This window comes from Parasphingorhabdus sp. (genome assembly GCF_059726685.1).
Genome location: NZ_AP041068.1, coordinates 591,610 through 608,152 on the forward strand (window position 1 = coordinate 591,610; position 16,543 = coordinate 608,152).

12 protein-coding genes are annotated in these 16,543 nt (G+C 56.0%); 2 read left to right on the plus strand and 10 right to left on the minus strand.

Annotated elements, in window-relative coordinates; translation table 11 throughout:
* The first annotated feature begins 4 nt into the window (after positions 1–4).
* Positions 5–1,096: an NAD(P)/FAD-dependent oxidoreductase gene (locus AC6I9Z_RS02970; protein ID WP_461457175.1), complete on the plus strand. Its 1,092-nt coding sequence runs from the start codon at positions 5–7 to the stop codon at positions 1,094–1,096.
* Here AC6I9Z_RS02970 and AC6I9Z_RS02975 read toward each other — a convergent pair.
* From AC6I9Z_RS02975 to AC6I9Z_RS03010, 8 genes are all read right to left on the minus strand, one after another.
* The gene (locus tag AC6I9Z_RS02975; RefSeq protein WP_461457173.1) at positions 1,093–2,733 is read right to left on the minus strand and encodes an acyl-CoA synthetase; all 1,641 of its coding nucleotides are present in this window, start codon (positions 2,731–2,733) and stop codon (positions 1,093–1,095) included. The genes AC6I9Z_RS02970 and AC6I9Z_RS02975 overlap by 4 nt on opposite strands.
* A gap of 73 nt (positions 2,734–2,806) precedes the next feature.
* Positions 2,807–3,625, minus strand: a complete 819-nt coding sequence (locus AC6I9Z_RS02980) for a TIGR03084 family metal-binding protein (protein ID WP_461457171.1) — start codon at positions 3,623–3,625, stop codon at positions 2,807–2,809.
* Complete coding sequence (locus tag AC6I9Z_RS02985; protein ID WP_461457168.1) at positions 3,625–4,779, minus strand: CaiB/BaiF CoA transferase family protein; 1,155 nt, start codon at positions 4,777–4,779, stop codon at positions 3,625–3,627. Before AC6I9Z_RS02985 ends, AC6I9Z_RS02980 begins: the two co-directional genes overlap by 1 nt.
* A 13-nt stretch (positions 4,780–4,792) precedes the next feature.
* On the minus strand, positions 4,793–5,935 hold the full coding sequence (locus tag AC6I9Z_RS02990; RefSeq protein ID WP_461457166.1) for an NAD(P)H-dependent flavin oxidoreductase: 1,143 nt from the start codon (positions 5,933–5,935) through the stop codon (positions 4,793–4,795).
* Entirely contained in the window at positions 5,935–7,947 is a 2,013-nt protein-coding gene (locus tag AC6I9Z_RS02995; RefSeq protein WP_461457164.1) for an acetyl/propionyl/methylcrotonyl-CoA carboxylase subunit alpha, read from the minus strand. Before AC6I9Z_RS02995 ends, AC6I9Z_RS02990 begins: the two co-directional genes overlap by 1 nt.
* A gap of 10 nt (positions 7,948–7,957) precedes the next feature.
* Positions 7,958–8,770, minus strand: coding sequence for an enoyl-CoA hydratase-related protein (locus AC6I9Z_RS03000; RefSeq protein WP_461457162.1), 813 nt, complete (start codon positions 8,768–8,770; stop codon positions 7,958–7,960).
* Positions 8,767–10,389 carry an acyl-CoA carboxylase subunit beta gene (locus AC6I9Z_RS03005; protein ID WP_461457160.1) on the minus strand — a complete coding sequence of 541 codons (1,623 nt, stop codon included), beginning with the start codon at positions 10,387–10,389 and terminating at the stop codon, positions 8,767–8,769. The genes AC6I9Z_RS03000 and AC6I9Z_RS03005 overlap by 4 nt, the downstream gene beginning before the upstream one ends.
* Positions 10,390–10,391: 2 nt before the next feature.
* Positions 10,392–12,224, minus strand: a complete 1,833-nt coding sequence (locus AC6I9Z_RS03010; protein WP_461457158.1) for an acyclic terpene utilization AtuA family protein — start codon at positions 12,222–12,224, stop codon at positions 10,392–10,394.
* 68 nt (positions 12,225–12,292) lie between these two features.
* Between AC6I9Z_RS03010 and AC6I9Z_RS03015 the strand changes: the two genes are divergently transcribed.
* Positions 12,293–13,024 carry a TetR/AcrR family transcriptional regulator gene (locus AC6I9Z_RS03015; protein ID WP_461457156.1) on the plus strand — a complete coding sequence of 244 codons (732 nt, stop codon included), beginning with the start codon at positions 12,293–12,295 and terminating at the stop codon, positions 13,022–13,024.
* A gap of 58 nt (positions 13,025–13,082) precedes the next feature.
* Here the strand turns inward: AC6I9Z_RS03015 and AC6I9Z_RS03020 are convergent, their stop codons facing one another.
* On the minus strand, positions 13,083–15,272 hold the full coding sequence (locus tag AC6I9Z_RS03020) for a 3-hydroxyacyl-CoA dehydrogenase NAD-binding domain-containing protein (RefSeq protein ID WP_461457154.1): 2,190 nt from the start codon (positions 15,270–15,272) through the stop codon (positions 13,083–13,085).
* A 54-nt stretch (positions 15,273–15,326) separates the two neighbouring features.
* Positions 15,327–16,541: an acetyl-CoA C-acetyltransferase gene (locus tag AC6I9Z_RS03025; protein ID WP_461457151.1), complete on the minus strand. Its 1,215-nt coding sequence runs from the start codon at positions 16,539–16,541 to the stop codon at positions 15,327–15,329.
* Positions 16,542–16,543: the final 2 nt, after the last annotated feature.

The window sequence follows — 16,543 nt, forward strand, 5'->3', positions numbered from 1 at the left end:
TCCCATGACCAAAAAAATTACAATTATTGGCGGCGGTTATGCCGGAACCATGTTGGCCAAGGAGCTGGACCAGCATGCCGAAATCAGTCTGATCGAACCGCGGGAGAAATGGGTCCACAATGTCGCGATGATCCGGGCGATGGCACGGCCGGAACTGCTTGATGAGATTGTGATACCCTATGACGCCTTGCTGAAAAGCGGCAAAATCATTCGCGGCCGTGCAGCTTCGATTGATGGCAATGTCGCAATATTGGAAGATGGAACCGAGATTGCCGGAGACATGATCATCATCGCCACGGGATCAACTTATGCGGCGCCGTTTAAAATGCAGGGCGATGATGAAGCGGCGTTTCTGACCAAAGCCAAGCGGGTGATCACCCAAATCGACAAGGCGAAAAATATCGCAATTGTTGGCGCGGGCGCGGTGGGTAGCGAACTGGCGGGGGAACTGGCTTTTGCGCGGCCGGAGAAACAGGTCACGCTGATCTCGGCTGATGAAAATCTGTTTCCGGACTATCCAGCCAAGCTCGGACGCTCGATGCTGCGACAATTGGGGGAGCTGGGCGTGAAGGTCCGGCTGGGCGAACGGATTGCAAAACTGAAACAGACTGGTGCGCCGTTCGTGCCGACCAAGAACAAGATCAAACTGTCCGACGGATTTCCGATTGATGCCGATCTGGTGATTCCGGTTATCGGGTCGAAACCGGTGACCGAACTTTTGCAGGCTCTGGACGGCGTGAGCTTTGATGATCATGGCCGCGCCAAGGTGGACGGCTGGCTGCGCCCCACGGCCAACCCCGATCTGTACATCATTGGCGACATTGCCAGCACTGGTGATACGATGACCATCGTCGGCCTGACGCGTCAGGTTGGGTGGCTGAAAAAAGCCCTGAAAGCCCATCTCCGCGGCAAGCGGATCGAGGATATCAAGCCTTACAAGTCGTGGTCCAAGCCTTTGATATTATTGCCATTAGGACCAGATAAAGGAGCCAGTGTACTGCCTTTTGGTGTGACGGGGCCGTTTTTAACCTCCGCCATCAAGGGCAAGAAACTGTTCATCCCGCGCTATCATCGGGAATTTGACTGGAAGCCTTAAGCGGCGACCATATCCAGCATTTTTAGCGCGAGTTCCTTGGCATCCTTGTAACCGGGCTTGCCATTGGCGGCGCGCGGTACATCATCGACCACCAGAAACGCGCGCGGCGACTTATAGTCGGCGAGTATGCCATGGACATGATCGTTAAGAGCAGTTTCGTCCAGCCCATGTCCATCAGCCAGCGATAAGACCGCAGTGACCTTCTCGCCAAAGCGATCATCAGGCACGCCGACCACCAGACAGTCATAGATACTGTCATGGGTTTTGAGCGCTTCTTCGACCTCTTCAGGGAAAATCTTCTCACCGCCACTATTGATGCAGACCGAACCACGGCCGAGCAAGGTAACGCTGCCGTCAGCCTCGACCATCGCGAAATCACCAGGAATCGAATAGCGCACGCCGTCAAACGTCTTGAATGTCTCGGCGCTCTTTTTCTCATCCTTGTAATAGCCGATCGGAACCATCCCGCCATTGCAGATCATACCGATTTCGCCAGAGCCTGGTTTGACCTCTTTTCCATCTTCGGTCAGAATCTTGGTGGTATCGGCCATGTCAAAGCTCGCGGTTTTGACGATCTGGCTGTTTTCACGGGTCATGACCGATGCACCCATACTGCCTTCGGTTGATCCCATGCTATCGACAATCACCATTTCAATATGGTCGAGCAGGCCTTGCTTGACCTCCGACGACCACATCACGCCGGATGATCCCATCATTTGAACCGATGATAAATCATAAGGCTTGCCGGCTTCCTTTGCTTCGTTGAGAGCTGCAAGCATTGGCTTTGCAAACACGTCGCCGACAATGGTCAGGTCGGTCACTTTCTCATCATCGGCCAGCTTCCAAAGCGTGTGCGGATCAAAATGCCGGTTGTTGAACAGGATGACACAGCCGCCGAGCGCATGCGGAATCATCGCGCCGATCCACATGCCGGTCCCGTGCATGATCGGGCAAGCGGGGATCGCGCGGCTGGTGGCGCCTGCGGCATGAAGTGCCTGAACCAATGGGCCAAAACCTTCGGCGCCCTCGGGCAGGGTCATTTCCCGCATTTCAAAGCCCTTGGTGAACAAGGCACTGGAAAAAGTCTGGTGATCATACATCACGCCCTTGGGCATGCCAGTCGTTCCGCCCGTATAGAGCATGTAGAGATCTTCACCGGAGCGCGGGATGATCGGCATCGGATCAGCAGCAATTAAAGCCGTTTCATAGTCCACCGCGCCTTCGAGATGTTCGCCGGAGCCATCATCAATTTCCAGGAAAAGCTTCACATGCTCCAGCCGATCCTTGATCGCCGCGACACGCGGAGCGAACTGCGCGTGATATACCAGGGCTTCGCTGTCGCTATTGTTGATGACATGGGTCAGCTCTGCCTCAAGATAGCGGTAATTGACGTTGACCGGGCAAATACGTGCTTTGAAGGCGGCAAATTGCGCTTCCATATATTCTGCGCAGTTATAGGCGTAAATGGAGAGTTTCGCGCCGGGCTTCAGGCCATGATCCGTATAAACTTGCGCCAGCCGTGCGGCACGCTCTTCATATTCGGCCCAGCTATAACGCTTGTCGCCGTCTACAATTGCGGGTTTGTCGGGTATCGCCTGGGCAATATTTTCCCAGATATCGGCCATTTGCCAGCTCATGCGAATCTCTCCTTTTTCTTTTGAACATAACCAGAAAAAGGTGATTCACAATAGATAGACGCGATAGATTTATTTACCCGGTTTTGATAGAACGCATGCCCGGTGCTGGGGGTTTTTCCGCACCCCCGGCAAAACATTGGGCTATGGCCATCCATCTTGTGGCATTTGGTCCGGTAACCTGCAGGTCCGTATCGGCAATGTTGCGGGTCTGTGTGACGACCTGGCAGAACTCCTCGGCCAGCCCCTCAATCCGCTCTTCCGTGCTCTCATCTCCATAGTCCCAGACCGCGCCAGACGGGGCAGTAAGCTTGAGATAGGGCACAGGCTGCGGGGCTTCCTCGCCATTGACCTTGAAGGTCCAACCATAGGTGTTGAGGCCAATCATCACGATATTGCGGATACGATCTGCATTCTCCCGCTTGAGGCCCAGCACATCATAAATGGCCTGTGCATGGGACCAGTTTTCCATCAACCGCGCCGTGATGGAGGAACGCACACTCATGGAAGGGCCTGCCCATTCGACCCGCATTGCCGGATCGGCTGCGCCAAATTCCGGCGCCATTTTCTGATAGAAATCCCGCCATGTCTTCACAAGGCCCGCGCCGGACAGATTGTCTAGATAGTCCGCCTCAAAGAACCGCATGGACGTCTGGCCTTTTTTTGCGCTCTCTTTCATCCCGGTCATCGCCTCTTTGAAAAAGCCATGGAATTTTTCCGGCTCGGTCAGCGACCAATAGGCCGCCATGTTCCAGATATGCAGATGGCGGAGGATCGCATTGATCGTCCAGCTTTTGAAACCGGTTTCCTGTTCCATCTCCTCATCGGACAGATCTTTGACGAGCGCATAAATGGCTTCGCTTTCGTCGAGAAAATCTTGTGCCTGCTCCATCATTACTTAGTTCCTATTTCCTGCATTATTTCTTCGCTATGCTCGCCGAGCGCCGGACTTGGCCCGGTGGCGGGCAGTTTCTGACCATTGATATGCACTGGTGAGGCGGCATTATGGATGGTGCCCAGCAGCGGGTGATCCTGTTCCTCAAACGCCTCGATTGCCATGATCTGCGCATGTGATTTCACATCGTCTAGGCGCAGGCATGGAGCGGCTGGTACATCGCCTTTGGTCAAGCCGGCTATCATCGTATCGGTATCATGGCGCGGCGGTTCGGCCGAAACAATCTGCGCAAGCTCGGCCATATGCATGCTGCGATTTTCGAGGCCTTGATATTTTTCCTCCGACTTCAAATCTTCGCGGCCCACCATTTCGAACACGACTTGCCAATGCTCGTCGCTCATTGCCGCATAGGCAATGGCCCCGTCGGTCGTGCGTAGCGGCATCTGGTAATAGTCGGCAAAGGGCGAGGCATGCATCACATCATCGTCCATCAACGTCAGGTGCATGCCCCCGTCGGGCCAGAGGAAGGCAATGCAACTGGCGAGCATCGACAGATCAATATGCTGCCCTTCACCACTGCGTTCGCGGGCGAATAACGCCGCCGTTATCGCCTGCGCTGCCGTATAGGCGGTCAGCTTGTCGCACAGCAGAGTCTTCACATAGGCAAAGCCGTCGGGATGGCCCTGCGTTCCCATGAATCCCGCCATGGCCTGCATGACATGATCATAGGCCGGGCGATCTGCCATCGGCCCTTCGCGGCCAAAGCCGGTAATGGCGCAATAGATAAGTTCCGGTTTTTCGGCCCGCAGGCTTTTGCTGTCGAGGCCGAGACGTTGCATCACGCCGGGACGATAATTGTGAATGACAATATCGGCATCGAGGCAAAGTTTGCGCGCCGTGGCAACGCCGTCTTCGGTTTTCAGATCAAGCGTGATCGATCGTTTGGCACGATTGCAATTGTTGAACAGGCCGGAGATGCTTTCCTTTCGGCTGCCTAGCCAGCGCATCGGATCACCAATGCCGGGTGGCTCCACCTTGATGACGTCAGCCCCTTGCTGCGCGAACATCATGGTGGCGAGGGACGCGGTAATCATCGTCGAAAATTCCACGACCTTGATCCCGGCCAGCGGCTGCTGTGCTGTCACCTCTGCCATATTGTCTCCCCGTTCATTCTTCCAGATTGGCGGCAAGCCTTTCATAGGCGGCGATAAAATCTTCCTTGAATTCCTGCACCACCTGAGCGGTCGACATAGGCTGGTTCATCAGGCCGACGCCTTGCCCAACCCAATAGGTTGACAGATCTTTCGCACCCTGATTGTCGCCCTGACTCAATTTGTCGATAGATCGGAGCGGCGGTTCGGCAACTAATGATTGCAAAGGCATGGGCAGTGGTCGCGGTGCTTCTTCCGCCTCCCAAGCATCGGTCCAGGGGGATCGCAATTGCCGCGATGGTTTGCCGGTGCGGGAGCGCGCCCGGACCGTATCGCGCGACGTGGCGTTGAGCATTTTTTCTTTCACCACCGGATTGGTTTCAGCCTCTGCCGTGGTCAGCCAGACCGATCCGCACCATACGCCGCTTGCACCCATGGCCATAGCGGCCGCCATTTGGGACCCTGTAGCGATACCGCCTGCAGCAAGTACCGGTGTATCATCACCAATATCACGCAAGGCGTTACATACTTCCGGTATCAAAACCATGGTCGCGACATCGCCGGTATGACCGCCCGCTTCTCCGCCCACTGCGATCAGGATATCGACGCCAGCGGCGACCTGGCTCATCGCATGTTCCTTGGTGCCGATAAGCGCAGCCACTGGCACACCATGTTCCCGCCCCATATCGGTCATGACCTGCGGCGGTATGCCAAGCGCATTGGCAATCAACTTGATTGGATGCTGAAAGGCAACCTCCAGCAAGGCCCCCGCATTGCCGCCGCGTAGATTATCTGCACCGACCGCATGTTCCCGGCGAAGCTCTTCCAAGTCACCGGGATCGACGCCATGACGCGCCATGATGTCTTTGGAAAATTGCTTATGTTCATCGGGAATCATCGCCAGCGTCGTATCGACATCGATCTGTTCGCCTTTGCCTTCAACCTTATTGGGGACAATGATATCCAGGCCATAAGGCTTGCCATCGACCTGATCGTCAATCCAGCTCAGTTCCTCTTCAAGCGTTTCGGGCGTGCAGTTTACGCCGCCAAAAACCCCCATGCCGCCCGCTCTCGAAACCGCAGCGACAACATCGCGGCAATGGCTGAACGCGACGAGCGGGAACTCAATTCCCAGCATGTCGCAAATCGGGTTTTTCATCACGCGTCGTCCTCTTCACCCGCCTCATCAGCGGTAATTTCCATGATCAGGTCATCGGCCGCAATCTGGTTTCCAGCGACAGCCGCAACGGTTTCGACGGTGCCATCAATCTCTGCCAAAATCTCATGCTGCATCTTCATCGCTTCCAAAACCGCCAGCTTGTCGCCTTTTGCCACAGCCGCGCCTTGCTCTACGAGTATCTCAAGTAATAGGCCGTGCATCGGTGCAACCACCGTGCCGCCGCCAGCCATATCCTCCATGGCGCTCAGGCCCGTCATATCGGTGACCGACAGCGACCGCTGCGGCAGCGCGAGATGAAGATTGCGGCCGCCGGCATGATAAATGGCATCGACCGTCCGGCCATTGACGCGCAGTTTCGCGGTGTCACCGGTTATGGCCAGCAGCGCAATCTGTGCCTCTTGTCCAGCAGCTTCGACATGATAATGGCCGGGCTTGCGAACATGCACATGGATGGCGCCATCACTATCGGTCGCTTCGCCAAGGCTAGCATACTGGGTTACGGTTTGCAGGTTGGCATTGGTTGACCAGTCCAACATTTCCGGATTCACGTTGAGCGCCAATCCATGCGCCGCCTGCTGGCGCAGTTTGTGTTGCAAGACAGCAGCGATGGCAAAAGCGTCAAAGCTATGTTCGCCCAGATCAACACCTTCTTCGCCGTAATTTTCAGCAATGAAAGCGGTGGTTGCCTGACCGTCGATAAAATCCTGTTTGCCGAGTGAATCGATCAGGAAATCACGATTGGTCTTCGGACCGAACAGGGCAGTCTGGGACAGGGCTTTGACCATTTGCCGCCGCGCATCTTCACGGGTTGCGCCATGGGTGATGATCTTTGCAACCATGCTGTCGTAGAAAGGAGAAACTTCGCCACCGGTGGCAATGCCGCTGTCGATACGGGCATTTTCCGATGGATGCCAAAGGTCAATATGGCCGGTGCTGGGCAGGAAATCATCGGCGGGATCTTCGGCATAGAGCCGCACTTCCATAGCGTGGCCGGTCAGTGTGACATCTTCTTGGCTGAGCCCTAATTTGTCGTCTTGCGCGACTTTGAGCTGCAGCGCGACGAGATCGAGGCCGGTTATTTCTTCGGTTACCGGATGCTCTACCTGCAGCCGAGTGTTCATTTCGAGAAAGTAAAAACTGCCGGATTGATCGAGCAGAAATTCCACTGTACCCGCGCCGCGATAATCGACTGCGCGGGCCGCTTCCACGGCCGCCGCACCCATTTCGGCGCGCAGTTCTTCGGTCATGACCGGGCAGGGCGCTTCTTCAATGACTTTTTGGTGCCGCCGCTGGACCGAACAATCGCGCTCACCCAGATGGATGGTGTTGCCATGGCTGTCGGCGAAAACCTGAATCTCGACATGGCGCGGTTTGATGATCGCTTTTTCAAGAATCAGCTCGCCATTGCCAAAGGCATTTTCCGCCTCCGATCGCGCGAGTTTGATCGCATTGGGAACCTCATCCTGATCATGGACCAGGCGCATGCCGCGGCCACCACCGCCCGCGGCGGCCTTGACCATCAGCGGTACGCCAATTTTTTCCGCTTCTGCGATCAGAGTTGCATCGGATTGATCATCATCCTGATAGCCGGGCATGCAAGGGACGCCTGCTTCGATCATCGCGCGTTTGGAACGCGCCTTGTCACCCATCACATCTATGGCTTTTTCGGGCGGTCCAACAAAGATGATATTGGCGTCGGCACAGGCTTGTGAGAAAGCCGCATTTTCGGACAGGAAACCATAGCCGGGATGAACGGCATCGGCGCCGCTGTCTTTCGCGGCCTGGATGATTGTATCAATCAGCAAATAGGATTCATTGACCGGCGCGGGCCCGATATGCACCGCATCATCAGCCATGCGGACATGGGGCGCATCGGCGTCGGCGTCGGAATAGACCGCAACCGTTCGGATGCCCTGAGCTTTGGCCGTGCGCATGACGCGGCAGGCAATTTCACCGCGATTGGCAATAAGGAGGGTGGATATTTGTGTCATCTCTGGTTCCTTATTCCGGTTTCACAACCCAGTTGGGTTTGCGCTTATCAAAGAAGGAGGCGACGCCCTCTTTGGCTTCGTCGCTGACCATGCGGTCTGCGAAATTCTCGGCGGCGAGGCGGATCACCTCTTCGCGCGGTTTGCCCGCGATCTGGCCAAGCAGTTCCTTGGTTGCGGCCACGGCGCCGGGCGCTGCGCCCAGCACCTGTTTCCTGAGCTGCATCTCTATGGCTTCAAGCCCGGGAACATCATCCGCAATGAAATCGGCAAAGCCAAGTTCATGCGCCTGTGTGCCGTCGAAGCGCGCAGCGGTCAGCATCAACCGGCGGCCGGTTGCATAACCAAGCTTTTGAATGACGAAAGGCGATATCTGTGCTGGCGTCACACCGATCGCGGTTTCGGTCATTGCAAAACGCGCACCAGATTCGCAGATGACCACGTCGGCGCAGCAGGACAGGCCAAATCCGCCTGCCATCGCTGCGCCCTCGATCAGGACGATGACCACTTGCGGTGCGGTATTGACCAGGTCGAATATTTCCGCCGCCCCTGTTGACATGGTGATGGTCGCTTCGCGGTCCCCACTCGCCTGAAAATTCTCCTTGAAATTTTTCAAATCCGCACCGGCACAAAACACCCCGCCGCGTCCGCGCAAGGTGATGCCCCTGACCGTCCGGTCATCACGAACGCCTTTTAAAACAGAGGCTAATTCTGCCACCAAGGCGTCGCTCAGGGCGTTTCGATTATCCGGCTGGTTGAACCAGATGGTGAGCCAGCCTTGCCGAAGATCAAGCTCCAGCGTTTTGGTTTCAGGAAGATCGGTCATATGCGCGCAACTCCGAAAGCGTTGGGGTGAAGCGTGCGGTTCTGCGATTCAAAAATTGTCTCCAGCGCAAAGCCAAGCACTTTGCGCGTGTCCCGCGGATCGATAACGCCATGGTCGAGCACCCGGCCGGACGTGAAGAAAGCGCTCTCCTGCGCTTCAAAAATATCCCGGATGCGCTGGTTCTGTTTGGCAATGGCTTCCTCGTCGGGCTCAATGCCCTTGCGCTGGGCCTGCACTTTTGCCACGTGGCTCATGGTATTGGCGGCAGAGGCGCCCGCCATCACACCGGTTTTGGCATTGGGCCATGAGAACAGAAAATCCGGTTCAAAGGCGACACCACTCATGCCGTAATTGCCTGCACCAAAGCTGGCGCCGATATAGAGCGAGAGCTTCGGCACACGCACATTGGACACCGCCTGGATCATCTTGCTGCCCAGTTTGATCATGCCTTTATGTTCGGACTCCGTTCCCACAATATATCCGGTGGTATTGTTCAGGAAGATGATCGGCAGTTTGGACTGATCACAAAGCTGGAAAAAGTGCGTTGCCTTGGCCGCGGCCTCGGGATCGAACGGGCCGTTATTCCCGATCAGGCCGACCGCATGGCCCATGATGCTCGCCTGCATACAGACGGTGCCGGGGCCATAGCGGCTTTTAAATTCTTCAAAATCGGAACCATCGACAATTCGTGCCGCAACTTCACGGACATCATAGGGGATGGTGTAATCGGTGGGCACGATGCCAGCGATTTCGTCAATATCATAGACGGGTTCGTCGTAATCATTCTGCCGGATCGGCGCGGTATTCTTGTTCCAGTCAATCCGCCCCATGGTGTCGCGGGCAATCTCGATGCCGTGCGCATCATCATCCGCCAGATATTCGACAGTGCCGGTCGTGCTGGCATGCATTTCCGTGCCGCCCAGTTCGCGGTCATCGGCCACTTCGCCGGTTGCCGCATGGACCAAGGCCGCACCGCCCAAGGCCGCCATGCCATTGTCGCGCACGCCGATCACATAGTCGGACATTCCGGGCATATAGGCGCCGCCTGCGGTTGAGGGGCCGTGCAGGACTACCATTGTGGGAATACCCGCTGCGCTCAGCCAGGCGAGATTGCGGAACAGCATCCCGCCATAGGCCCATAGCTCGACTTTATATTCCATCAGGTTCGCGCCCGCGCTCTCGACGAGATGGATGAAGGGCAGTTTCAAATCCTGCGCCATTTTTTGCGCGCCCTTTGACGCATCCCATCCACCAGTCGTTGCTGCACCTGCGCGAATGCCGCTGTCATCAACCCAGATCATGCATCGCACGCCTTTGACAAAGCCGATGCCGAGAATGACACTGCCGCCGGGAATGCTGGTGTCGGGATTGGGATCCTCGACCAGATAATTGGCCATGTTGTAAAGCTGCAAAAACGGCATGCCGGGGTCAAGCAACCGGATCAGCCGTTCGTGAGGGGTCAGCTGGCCGCGTTTTTCAAAAGTCGGGCGGCGTTTTTCGGATGCCGCCACGGCGCGCTCTTCCAGACTGCGCAATTGGTCGATCAGTGCCAGCATGTCCTTGCGATTCTGAGCAAAGCTTTCGGAAGCCGTGGAAATTTTGGATTTAAACTGGGGCATGGTCAAAGCGCCTTTGCCAAAGAAGATTGGAGTGATTGCGGTATGGAAACGGGAGCGGCGAGCAGGATCTGAGCATAGCTCTTACCCTGCGGATCATTACGCATGGATGCAACCCCGCCGCCGCCGAGAATATCATGAAGCAGAAAATTGATCGCACCGGTGCCGGGCATATAGAAACGTTCCACGCTGTCCGGCGCGTCGGGTTTCGCGAGGAAATGGGCAAAACGTTCACGCACTTTCTCCTCGCTCAGTGCCGCCCAGATATAGGTCGCGAATTTCGGGTCACGCGGCAAGATGCCGATGTTTGATTTGTCGCCCTTGTCCCCGGACCGGCCCCAGGCGAGGGTGACCAGCGGCACGTCTGTCATTGGCTCTGCGTTGCCAGGCTGAGCAGGTGGATCAGGGCGCTGGATGGATGCGGTATTAAAAGCCGCTCCCTTGGCTTCAGCAAATTCTTGACTATCATCGCCTACCGTCACGGAAAGCGAAACTTCCGATTTCGGCACCAGCAAGGAGAACAGCCGCACTACCGGGGAGGGCTTGGGCCTCCCACCAGCGAACAGCGCCAATCCCGGCGGCGTGGCGAGGCCCATGCCGGTTGCTTCCTTGAGCAGCAACATAGTTGCTTTCGGATCGCGATGTTTGACGCCGATTTTCAGAACCAGTTCGCGTGTTTCCGCAGCCTGTCCAAAGGCACCAAAATGACTGTCATCGCCTAGTGTCTCAATCAGCACCTCGTCAAAATCACCGGCATTGGACGCGCGCAATTTGGCTTGTGTCCGCTTGAGAGCATTTTCGGCAAAGCTCTCTGCTTTTCTTTTCGCGTCCATGCCGATGAAGAAAAACGGCGCGACCATCTTCCAGCCATCGGAGTAGGTGGCACAGGTCTTGTAACTGTCCGGCGCGGCATGGCCGATGGCACCGGAAACGGCGACGCGATTATCGCCTATCTGCTCCAAAGTCACCGCGCTGAAATCGCAAACCACGTCCGGCAGCATGTAGGCTTGCGGATCACCAATTTCATAGAGCATCTGCTCGCCGATCGTGCCGATATTGACGATACCGCCTGTGCCTTGCGGTTTGGTGGCGATGAAGCTGCCGTTCCTGGAAATTTCTGCAATCGGGTAGCCGGCATTGTCCATGCTGTCCGCGATGCTTTTCCAGTCTGTGAAATTGCCACCGGTCGCTTGCGGCCCGCATTCCAATATGTGTCCGGCCAAGCTGGCGCCTGCCAGTTGGTCCAGATCATCACGGCTCCAACCAAATTCATGGATGCAGGCTCCGAGTGTCACAGCGCTATCAACACAGCGGCCGGTGATCACTATGTCTGCTCCCTGATCGAGAGCGGCTGCAATCGGAAAAGCACCGAGGTAGGCGTTGATGCTCGCGATGTTCTTCGGGTCTGGAAAAGTTTCGCCGGAAAACATTTCATGAGCGCCGGCAAAGTCCGCCGCACGGGCGGTCAGGTCATCGCCAGTCACAACGGCGACTTTAATATCCAGCCCGGCTTCTGCAATCACCTCGCGCACGGCCGCTGCACAGGCAACCGGATTGGTACCGCCAGCGTTGGAGATCAGCTTGATACCCTGTTTGGCGATAGCGCCAATATTCGGCTTGATCACTGCAGAGACGAAATCGGTCGCATAGCCGAGATCGGGATTTTTCGCCCGGGCCCGCGCCATGATCGACATGGTAATTTCCGCGAGATAATCGAAGACGATATAATCAAGACCGCTGCCATTCTCAGCTGCTTTCAAAAGCTGCGGCACCGCCATATCGGACTCGCCCCAGAAACCACTGGCTCCGCCAATCCGGATGATCTTGTCATTTGACACATCGAGTCTCCTATGGCTATTTGAATAGCACTCGGCATTTTCGAGTCAAGCTCAATAAGGGACAGGTTTTGACCACCAAAGCAGCCAATCCGGAGACACAGCGTGCCAAGCTGGAGCGCAAGGAGCGCGCTATTCTGGAAGCCGCGCGTGGCGTCTTTGTTGAGCATGGCTTTGATGGCGCACGCATGTCCGAAATTGCCCGCCGCGCCAGCATCGGCGAAGGCACGATTTATAGCTATTATGAATCCAAAGCGGAATTGATGCTGGCGGTGTTACAGCAATTTTGGGATGGCCTGACCTTGGAGGCGGAAGCGGTCATGGCGTCTGCGCAAGTGGATGATTTTTTTGAACGTTTACAGGCGCTGGCGGAATATCACCTGGGTACCGTTATTGCGAATGCGGACTTTATCAACCTGACCTTTGCCTTGCGCCGCAATAATAGCGAAGTCAGCGTGTCGCGCGATCATCTGCGTCATTATGTGGCGGTGTTCGATAGTCTGTTCCGGCGCGGACAGGATCGCGGGGAACTTCGGCGCGATGCGGTGCTCTGGCAGGCGCGTGATATATTTTACGGCACGTTGGAATATAGCGCGCGGTCGATTGAAATGACAATGGATACAGACCGCACAGAGCGGCTGCAGGGACCAGTTGTGGATGAGATGATATCCCTGTTCCACAGCCATTATGCGGTGGCGTATGACACCATTGAAACCGACAGGGTGACGCTAGATAGCCTGTCGTCGAAACTGGATCAGCTTTCCGAACAATTTGACGCGCTTGCCAGACGGCTACCCCAATAAAAGACCCAATAAAAAGGGCCCCCGAAGGAGCCCTTTCCTGTTCGTTTTGTAAGCTGGCTTATGCCGCTTTGTAAAAGCTCTCACCCGCATCCGCTTTTTCGCGGAAGCTCATCGGCGGCTTGAACCGCTCTCCATATTTCTGGGCGAGCATATCGGCGGTGCGCACGAAATTGTCGACGCCAATCGTGTCGATATGGCTCATAGGGCCGCCGGTCCATGGCGCAAAGCCCCATCCGAAGATCGCGCCGAGATCGGCAGATTGCGGATCGGAGACAACGCCTTCGTCGAAACATTGCGCTGTGGCAATCAGCTGAATGTACATCAAGCGCTGCTTGACTTCCTCAACCGTTGGCTGGTCTTCGGCGAGCGGGAAATGCTCTTTCAGACCGGGCCAGAGTTTCTTGGAGCCATCGTCGGCATATTCATAGAAACCACCGCCAAAACGCCGTCCGCGACGGTCGATCTTCTTGACCATCAGCTCCATCAAATCCTCGGTCCCGCTAGGAACATAGGCGTCGCCCATTTCTTCCTTGGTTGACGTCATGATATCATAGCCAAGCTGCAGAGTGGTTTCATCGACAATCGCCAGCGGACCGATAGGCATGCCCATGGATATGGCGGCATTCTCGATCAGCGCAGGGTTGACGCCTTCAGCCACCATCATGGTTGCTTCATTGGCATAAGGCGGGAAGACGCGGTTGGTATAGAAGCCGCGCACATCTTTCACCACAATCGGCGTCTTGCGGATTTTGGCGTTATAGTCGAGCGCCACGGCCAGGGCCTTGTCGCCGGTTTCTTCACCCGGGATGATCTCGAGCAATGGCATTTTCTCAACCGGTGAGAAAAAGTGCATGCCGATAAACTGATCGGGGCGCTCGCTGTTTTTGGCCAGACCGGTGATCGGAAGCGTGGAGGTGTTGGAGGCGAAGATCACATCCTTGCCAATCACTGCTTCGGTTTTCTTGATCACATCGGCTTTGACATCTGGGCGTTCGAAAACGGCTTCGATGATCAGGTCGACATCTTTCAGATCGTCATAATTATCGGTCGGGGTAATCCGCGCCATGAAGGCATCGGCTTTTTCCTGCGTCATCTTGCCGCGCTTCACGCCTTTGTCGACAATCTTCTGGCTATAGTCGATCGCCTTTTGCGCTTCTTCCATATTGCGGTCGAGGACGATGACATTCATTCCGCCCTTGGCCGTCACATGCGTGATACCAGAGCCCATCAGGCCCGCGCCGAGAACGCCAACGGTCTTGAGATCAGTCGGTGGAACGCCTTCGGGACGCATAGCACCTTTGTCCGCGGCCTGTTTGTTCACGAACAAGGTCCGGATCATATTCTTGGCTTGCGGGCCGGTGAGCAGTTTGGTGAAATATTTGCTTTCCACTTTGAGCGCGGTGTCAATTGGAAGCATTGAGCCTTCATAGAGACAGGACAGGATCGCCTTGACCGCTTCATAATTGCCTTTGCTCTGTTTCAGCGCCATCGCGGATGAACCGAGGTAAAGCGGCACAGCGCGCGGGTCCATGGAACCGGCACCACCGGGGAATTTCCAGCCCTTTTTGTCCCACGGAGCAGAAGCCTTTGGATTGGCTTTAACCCATTCTTTGGCCTTGGCGACCACGTCTTCCGCAGGAACGACTTCATCGACAATTTTCTGTGCGAGAGCAGCTTGGGGATTCATCGGCTGACCCATCATGATGGCCATGCCCGCAGCTTGCAATCCTGCAAGGCGCGGCAGACGCTGGGTTCCGCCGCCACCCGGCAGCAGACCGACTTGCACTTCGGGAAGGCCGAGCTGTAATTTCGGATGATCGGCACAGACACGGTAATGGCAGGCCAGTGCCAGCTCCAATCCGCCGCCCAGAGCCAGACCGTTGATTGCACAAGCGACAGGTTTCGCATGCGCCTTGCCTTTCAGCAGGTCTTTGGCACTGTTGCCGCCGGTTTCCATCTTGCGCAAGATAGCGTTCAATCCCCAGGCTTGCTCAAAGGCTTCTTTCATTGTTTCAGCCTTGGAAGAGCCAAGCATGTTGAGGTCGGCACCGGCGAGGAAGCCGGATTTCTTGCCCGACGTGATAACCGCGCCTTTAATGTCGTCATTGGCAATCAGCTCGTCGACGAAGTTCGGGAAGTCAGCCATCAGGCCTTCGTTCCAGACGTTCATCGACTGGCCGGGAAGGTCGATGGTGACAAGGGCAATGCCGTCGCTGTCAATATCGACGGTGAGTGTTTCGTAAGTCATGAATTTTGTCCTGCTAAATATGGGATTGGAGTGATTGGAGGCTCTCGCCGCGCTCTAGTTCACTCGCTCAATGATGGTGGCAATGCCCATGCCGCCGCCGATACACAGCGTCGACAAAGCGGTCTGTTTGTTGGAGCGTTCCAGCTCGTCCAGCACCGTGCCAAGGATCATCGCGCCCGTGGCGCCCAAAGGATGGCCCATGGCAATCGCGCCGCCATTCACATTGATATCGCTATGATCGACATTCATTGCTTCCATGAAGCGCAGGACCACAGCGGCAAATGCCTCGTTCAATTCCCAAACATCAATGTCGCTGGCATCCATGCCCGCGCGCTTAAGCGCTTTTTGGGCAGCAAATTCAGGGCCGGTCAGCATGATGGTGGGCTCTGAACCGATAGAGGCCATGGAAACAATCCGGGCTCGCGGTTTCAGGCCATATTTTGTGCCTGCTTCTTCGTTACCGATCAGCACGGCCGCTGCACCGTCAACAATACCCGAGCTGTTGCCAGCGTGATGGACATGATTCATTTTCTCGACGTCAGGATGCTTCAGGATCGCGACATCGTTAAAGCCGGGCATCTGCTCACCCATCATCTGGAACGCAGGGTTAAGCGAACCTAGAGACTGCATGTCGGTTTCGGGACGCATCAATTCGTCATGGTCGAGAACGGTTTCGCCAATGACGTCCTTGATTGGCAGGATGGATTTGTCGAAGCGTTTTTCTTCCCAGCTTTTGCCAGCGCGTTTCTGGCTCTCAACCGCATAGGCGTCGACATCATCGCGGCTATAGCCATATTTGGTTGCGATCAGATCGGCGGAAATGCCCTGAGGCACGAAATATTCCTGAAAAACGAGGGTGGGGTCAGCCATGCCGCCCAAACCGTCGCTGCCCATGGGGATGCGGGACATGGACTCAACGCCGCCGCCAACGGCCAGATCCGCTTCGCCCGATTTAACCTTGCCAGCTGCGATATTAACGGCTTCGAGGCCAGAACCGCAGAAACGGTTGACCTGAATAGCGGAGGTGGTGTCGGCATAGCCGGCTTTCAGCGCTGCCATACGGCTGATCACGGCGCCCTGTTCACCCACGGGAGAGACGCAGCCATAAGCAATATCTTCGACTTCATGACCGTCCAGTTCGTTGCGGTCATTGACCGAAGCAAGCACTTGAGATGCAAGATCCAGGGCAGTGATTTCGTGCAAGCTGCCGTCGCTGCGGCCTTTCCCGCGCGGGCTGCGCACAGCGTCATAAATATAGGCTTCGGTCATGC

What these genes read in the sequence shown, in the direction of transcription:
- AC6I9Z_RS02970 (WP_461457175.1), top strand. Translation starts at nt 5, where the DNA reads ATGACCAAAAAAATTACAATTATTGGCGGCGGTTATGCCGGAACCATG.
- AC6I9Z_RS02975 (WP_461457173.1), bottom strand. Translation starts at nt 2,733, where the DNA reads ATGAGCTGGCAAATGGCCGATATCTGGGAAAATATTGCCCAGGCGATA.
- AC6I9Z_RS02980 (WP_461457171.1), bottom strand. Translation starts at nt 3,625, where the DNA reads ATGATGGAGCAGGCACAAGATTTTCTCGACGAAAGCGAAGCCATTTAT.
- AC6I9Z_RS02985 (WP_461457168.1), bottom strand. Translation starts at nt 4,779, where the DNA reads ATGGCAGAGGTGACAGCACAGCAGCCGCTGGCCGGGATCAAGGTCGTG.
- AC6I9Z_RS02990 (WP_461457166.1), bottom strand. Translation starts at nt 5,935, where the DNA reads ATGAAAAACCCGATTTGCGACATGCTGGGAATTGAGTTCCCGCTCGTC.
- AC6I9Z_RS02995 (WP_461457164.1), bottom strand. Translation starts at nt 7,947, where the DNA reads ATGACACAAATATCCACCCTCCTTATTGCCAATCGCGGTGAAATTGCC.
- AC6I9Z_RS03000 (WP_461457162.1), bottom strand. Translation starts at nt 8,770, where the DNA reads ATGACCGATCTTCCTGAAACCAAAACGCTGGAGCTTGATCTTCGGCAA.
- AC6I9Z_RS03005 (WP_461457160.1), bottom strand. Translation starts at nt 10,389, where the DNA reads ATGCCCCAGTTTAAATCCAAAATTTCCACGGCTTCCGAAAGCTTTGCT.
- AC6I9Z_RS03020 (WP_461457154.1), bottom strand. Translation starts at nt 15,272, where the DNA reads ATGACTTACGAAACACTCACCGTCGATATTGACAGCGACGGCATTGCC.
- AC6I9Z_RS03025 (WP_461457151.1), bottom strand. Translation starts at nt 16,541, where the DNA reads ATGACCGAAGCCTATATTTATGACGCTGTGCGCAGCCCGCGCGGGAAA.